Raw genomic sequence first — 4,670 nt, forward strand, 5'->3', positions numbered from 1 at the left:
GGGGATTACTGGTCGCGCCAGGGGAGCTCCGCCGTGACCGTGGTCGGGCCGCCCGCCGGGGAGTCGATGACCAGCAGGCCGTCCACGGAGCCGAGTCGCTCTGCCAGGCCCGCGAGGCCCGAGCCGGAGGCGAGGTTGGCGCCACCGTGGCCGTCGTCGCGGATCTGCAGCAGCAGGCGGTCCGGGGTGCGCCACACGTCCACCCAGGCCGAGGTCGCCCGGCTGTGCTTGGAGACGTTCTGCAGCAGCTCGGAGACGGTGAAGTAGGCGATGCCCTCGATCGCCGCTGCCGGGCGGTCCGCCAGGTCCACCGTCACCTGCACCGGGACCCTGGCCCGCGCGGCCACCGCGCTCAGCGCCGGGCCCAGACCGCGGTCGGTCAGGATCGCCGGGTGGATGCCGCGGGCGAGATCGCGCAGCTCCTGCAGCGCCAGCTTCACCTCGCCGTGTGCCTCGTCGACCATCCGGGCCGCGGTCTCGGGGTCCTCGGTGAGCTTCTCCTTCGCCAGGCCCAGATCCATGGCGAGCGCGACGAGCCGCGCCTGGGCGCCGTCGTGCAGATCCCGCTCGATCTTGCGCAGATCCTCGGCCGCGGTGTCCACGACGACGCCGCGGTCCGACTCCAGCTCCCACACCCGGGTCGCCAGCTTCGACGGGCCGAGCAGGCCGATGACCATGGCCCGGTCCACGTACGCCAGTCCGCGGATCACCCACGGCATCACGAGCATCACCAGCGCGCCCGCCACGACGGCCAGGGTCAGGTCCAGCGGGGTGTGCAGATACCAGCCGCCGCCCTCCCCGTCGCCGTAGATCTGCAGACCGTCCTGGTCGGTGTAGGTGGGGAAGACCCACTGCCACAGCGGATACGTGATCAGCTGCCACGCCCACGCCATGACGGCCAGCGAGACGGCGAAGGAGAAGACCGCCCAGGGGAAGTGCAGGACCGCGTACAGCAGATGCCGCCAGCTGGTGCCCGACTTGAACAGCGCCCCGGTCCACGACCACAGCCCGCCCTTGCCGCCACCTCTGCCCGAAGGCGCCCGTACCGGCTCCGGCTCGGCGACGTCCACGCGCAGCAGCGCCCGCGCCCGGCCGCGCTCCAGCGCGCCGAGGCCGCGGCAGCCGGCCAGCAGCGCGGCGAGCACGGGGATGCCGAGGAAGGTGATCAGCAGGCCGATGCCGAGCGCCAGCATGGTGATGGCGTAGACGAAGAAGAGGATCGCCATCGGCAGGTTGAGCATGAGGTAGAGGAACTCGCGGTAGGTGCGGGCCTCGAACGGCGCGCGCAGCCCGGCGGGCAGCCGGGGGCGGCGGGGCTCCGTCTCGTATCCGGTCATCGTCTTCTTCCCTCACCTGGGCAGGCGGTCTGCTGGTCACTTCACTTCAAGGGTCCTGCGGACCGGGGGCCGTGCCCATGGAGCGCGTCGGCGTCTTCGTACGGGGGAAAACCCCACCTCGCGGCGGCTTTGATCAGCGCTGGAGCTGCTCCTGGCGGTCCCGCCAGGGCAGCTCGGCGGTGATGACGGTCGGGCCGCCGGGCGGCGAGTCGATCACGAAGAGCCCGTCGACCGAGCCGAGCCGCTCCGCGAGCCCGGCCATGCCGGTGCCGCCGTCGAGGCGGGCGCCGCCCTGGCCGTCGTCCGTCACCTGCATCAGCAGCCGGTCTCCGGTGCGCCACACATCCACCGCCGCGAACTTGGCGGCGCTGTGCTTGGAGACGTTCTGCAGCAGCTCGGAGACGGTGAAGTAGGCGATGCCCTCGATCGCGGGCGCCGGGCGGGCCGGCAGCTCCACGTTCACCTTCACCGGGACCGTGCAGCGGGACGACACCGACGACAGCGCGGCGTCGAGGCCGCGGTCGGTGAGCACCGCCGGGTGGATGCCGCGGGCCAGATCGCGCAGCTCCTGCAGCGCCAGCTTCACCTCGCCGTGCGCCTCGTCGACCATCAGCGCCGCGGTCTCCGGGTCCTCGAGCAGCTTCTCCTTTGCCAGGCCCAGGCCCATGGCGAGCGCTACGAGGCGGGCCTGGGCGCCGTCGTGCAGATCGCGCTCGATCTTGCGCAGGTCGGCGGCGGCGGTGTCGACGACGACGCCGCGGTCCGACTCCAGCTGCCGGATCCGCGCCTCCAGGTCGTCGGACGGCGGCAGCAGGCCGCGGACCATGGCACGGTCGACGTTCGTCAGCGCGCGGGCGGTCCACGGCAGCACCGGCCAGAAGAGGAAGAAGGAGAGGAGCGTGAAGACGAAGGTGAAGATCCCCCAGGGCAGCCGGATGCCGTGGTAGAGCGTGGCCCGCCAGGCCACCGGGTCCTTCAGCGCCCCCCACAGCCACACGAAGAAGCCGGACCCGCGCAGATGCGCCCGCAGCGGCGACGGCTCATCGATACGTACCCCGAGCAGCCGCCGCGCCCGGCCGCGCTCGAACCGCCCCAGCGCCCGGCTGCCGGTGAGCCCGGCGGCGAGCAGCGGCAGCCCGATCACGGTGACCGCGAGCCCGGTGCCGGGGGCGAGCCAGGCGAGCACGTAGACAAAGGAGAGGATCGCCATCGGCAGATTGCCGAGCAGAAAGGCGATCTCCTGCCAGGTACGCCGCCCGAGGGGCGCCCGGGGCGCGGGAAGATGCTCGGCGGAGGGGCTGCTGTCGGTCATGGTGCCAAGAATGCCCGGGGGCGGTACCGCGGCGCCATGGGGTGGATGGGTGGGGCGAAGTGGGGTTATCCCTACCATCGCGCTCGGGCTCATGCGGAACGGGCCGCCCCGCGACGCTCCCACTTCGGGGGCCAGGGCCTACACTCTCGCCCGTACGAAAGAGCGGTCAGGTAGGTCAGGGAAGTGAGGCGGAACGTGCCGGTCGCGGCGGATTACTTCCACGGCTATTCGGTCGTGGGGTTGGTCGCCCTGCTCGGCCTGCTCTTCGTCGCGGTCGCCTTCGGGGCGGGGCGGCTGCTGCGGCCGTATGTGCCGACGCAGGAGAAGCTGCTCACGTACGAGTGCGGGGTGGACCCGGTCGGCGAGGGCTGGGCGCATACGCAGGTGCGGTATTACGTGTACGCGTTCCTGTATGTCATCTTCGCGGTGGACGCGATCTTCCTCTTCCCGTGGGCGACGGTGTACGCCAAGGCCGGGTACGGGGGCGTGACGCTGGTCGAGATGTTCATTTTCCTCGGCTTTCTCGCGGTCGGGATTCTTTACGCGTGGAAGAAGGGCGTCCTGGAGTGGAGCTGACACCTGTGACTCCGACGTCGCCGCAGCCTGCGCGGCCGCCGCTCGGGGGCCTGGCCCGGCTGGCGCCGGAGCCGATGAAGGTCGTGCTGAACTGGGGCCGCCGGTACAGCCTGTGGGTCTTCAACTTCGGGCTGGCGTGCTGTGCGATCGAGTTCATCGCGGCGTCGATGGCGCGGCATGACTTCATCCGGCTGGGAGTGATCCCTTTTGCGCCCGGGCCGCGGCAGGCGGACCTGATGGTCGTGTCCGGGACGGTCACGGACAAGATGGCGCCTGCGGTGAAGCGGCTGTACGAGCAGATGCCGGAGCCGAAGTACGTGATCTCTTTCGGCGCGTGCTCGAACTGCGGCGGGCCGTACTGGGACTCGTATTCGGTGACCAAGGGTGTGGATCAGATCATTCCGGTGGATGTCTACGTACCCGGGTGCCCGCCGCGCCCTGAGGCGCTGCTGCAGGGGATTCTGAAGCTGCAGGAGAAGATCGCGCGGGAGTCGCTGGGGGAGAGGTACGCCTCCGGCGGGGGGCGCGGGAACGGTGTGGCGGGCGGCAGTGCGGGGCGGCCTTCGGCCGCGGCGCTGACGAGTGGGCTGGTGGCGCCGCCTTCGCCTGCGGCGGGCGGGGCGGATGCGGGTCCGTCTGCGGGGCGGGCAGCGGGCGCGGATGCGTCGTCTCGGGACGCGGGCCAGGAGGCAGGTCCGGATGCTGGTCCGGCTGCGGAGGGCGGGCGATGAGCGAGCCGGGCTTGCCGGAGGAGGCGGCCGCGGGCCGGGCGGCGGAGCCGGAAGGCGCCGCGGGCGCTGCGGCGGAGTCGGAGGCGGCCGCGGGGCAGGCGGTGGCGCCGGAGGCGGCCGTATCGGCTGAGCGGCCTGCCGCCCCTGTCGGGTGGCTGCCGCGGGCGGCGGAGGAGTTGTTCGGGGAGGGGGCCGTCGCGGCGGAGGCGTATGAGCTGCTGACGGTCGATGTGCCGGTGGCGGCGTGGCCGGAGGCTTTGCGGACGGCGCGGGATGCGCTGGGGTGCAGCTTCTTCGACTGGCTCAGTGCTGTGGATGAGCCGGGCGTGGGCTTCCGCGTCTCGGCGCATGTCGTCGCCGTGGGGACGCCGCCGCGGCGGCTCCTGGTGCGGACGACCGTGCCGCATGACGCGGCGGTGCTGCCGTCGGCGACGGTTGTCTACGCGGGCGCGGCGTGGCACGAGCGCGAGACGCACGAAATGTTCGGCGTCGACTTCACCGACCACCCGCAACTGGAGCCGCTGCTCCTCCCGGACGGCTTCGAGGGCCATCCGCTGCGAAAAGACTTCGTCCTGGCCGCGAGGGTGGCCAAGGCGTGGCCGGGCGCCAAGGAGCCGGGCGAGTCGGACCACGGCGGTCCGAAGCGCCGCCAGATGCTCCCCCCGGGCGTCCCGGACCCGAACGAATGGGGCCCCTTGAAGGGCACCCTCCCAG

General features: G+C 72.1%; 5 protein-coding genes. 3 read left to right on the forward strand and 2 right to left on the reverse strand.

All coding sequences use genetic code 11. From position 1 onward, the window contains the following. Positions 1 to 5: 5 nt before the first annotated feature. Together G5C51_RS39915 and G5C51_RS39920 are read right to left on the reverse strand one after the other, a co-directional pair. Positions 6 to 1,337: a sensor histidine kinase gene (locus G5C51_RS39915; RefSeq protein WP_165245509.1), complete on the reverse strand. Its 1,332-nt coding sequence runs from the start codon at positions 1,335 to 1,337 to the stop codon at positions 6 to 8. Positions 1,338 to 1,470: 133 nt separating this feature from the next. Next, the gene (locus G5C51_RS39920) at positions 1,471 to 2,649 is read right to left on the reverse strand and encodes a sensor histidine kinase (RefSeq protein ID WP_165245511.1); all 1,179 of its coding nucleotides are present in this window, start codon (positions 2,647 to 2,649) and stop codon (positions 1,471 to 1,473) included. 183 nt (positions 2,650 to 2,832) lie between these two features. Between G5C51_RS39920 and G5C51_RS39925 the strand changes: the two genes are divergently transcribed. The 3 genes from G5C51_RS39925 to G5C51_RS39935 all read left to right on the forward strand — a co-directional run. Beyond that, complete coding sequence (locus G5C51_RS39925) at positions 2,833 to 3,225, forward strand: NADH-quinone oxidoreductase subunit A (RefSeq protein WP_338118485.1); 393 nt, start codon at positions 2,833 to 2,835, stop codon at positions 3,223 to 3,225. Next, entirely contained in the window at positions 3,216 to 3,956 is a 741-nt protein-coding gene (locus tag G5C51_RS39930) for an NADH-quinone oxidoreductase subunit NuoB (RefSeq protein ID WP_165245513.1), read from the forward strand. Before G5C51_RS39925 ends, G5C51_RS39930 begins: the two co-directional genes overlap by 10 nt. After that, a partial coding sequence (locus G5C51_RS39935) for an NADH-quinone oxidoreductase subunit C (RefSeq protein ID WP_165245515.1) occupies positions 3,953 to 4,670 on the forward strand: 718 nt, incomplete at its 3' end. The genes G5C51_RS39930 and G5C51_RS39935, both read left to right, overlap by 4 nt.

Source organism: Streptomyces coryli, from assembly GCF_011044975.1.
Classification (GTDB): domain Bacteria; phylum Actinomycetota; class Actinomycetes; order Streptomycetales; family Streptomycetaceae; genus Streptomyces; species Streptomyces coryli.

What these genes read in the sequence shown, in the direction of transcription:
- G5C51_RS39920 (WP_165245511.1), bottom strand. Translation starts at nt 2,649, where the DNA reads ATGACCGACAGCAGCCCCTCCGCCGAGCATCTTCCCGCGCCCCGGGCG.
- G5C51_RS39915 (WP_165245509.1), bottom strand. Translation starts at nt 1,337, where the DNA reads ATGACCGGATACGAGACGGAGCCCCGCCGCCCCCGGCTGCCCGCCGGG.